This window comes from Acutalibacter intestini, from assembly GCF_034334985.1.
Classification (GTDB): Bacteria; Bacillota; Clostridia; order Oscillospirales; family Acutalibacteraceae; genus Acutalibacter; species Acutalibacter intestini.
This window is the reverse complement of record NZ_JAWXXL010000158.1, coordinates 1-502: the sequence shown is the minus strand read 5'-3', so window position 1 is coordinate 502 and position 502 is coordinate 1. Positions and strand designations below refer to the sequence as shown.

Genomic DNA, 502 nt, shown 5'->3' with positions numbered 1-502 from the left:
GCGTCCTCGTTACAGCCCTTTCCCAGATTCAGACTCATGTAAGACGCCGTTCCGTCACCGATCATCATGCCCAGGGCCAACAGGATGGAGGTGAGCGGCAGGATGATATTGGTAGCGGCGTTGCCCAAGTAACCAACGCCCTGCCCAATGAAAATCTGATCCACCATGTTGTAGAGCGAGTTGACCACAATGGAAATAATGCTGGGAATGGCCTAGCGGATCATCAATTTTCCAACCCGCTCGGTCCCCAGCGGGTTGGCGACTACTTGTTCGTTCATTTCAAATTCCTCCTAATGAATGTGAATGGTTCAGGCAATGGCGTTACCTGTGTAAAGCTGGTAAACAGAGCCGCTGTCCTATGGGGCATACTACAAGAGCGTAACGGGAAAACCGATGCTGAAGGTATTTCTCCAGTTATGCAAAGAGTACTTTTTTCATCGATTAACGGATCAAGCGGAAGGGATGCTGAATTTTGGCAATCCCTTCCGCTTGATTAATAAAA

The 502-nt window shown here is 48.8% G+C and carries 1 protein-coding gene; it reads left to right on the top strand.

All coding sequences use genetic code 11. The features are described 5' to 3' along the window. A partial coding sequence (locus tag U8U68_RS22765; RefSeq protein ID WP_437124466.1) for a hypothetical protein occupies positions 1–497 on the top strand: 497 nt, incomplete at its 5' end. Positions 498–502: the final 5 nt, after the last annotated feature.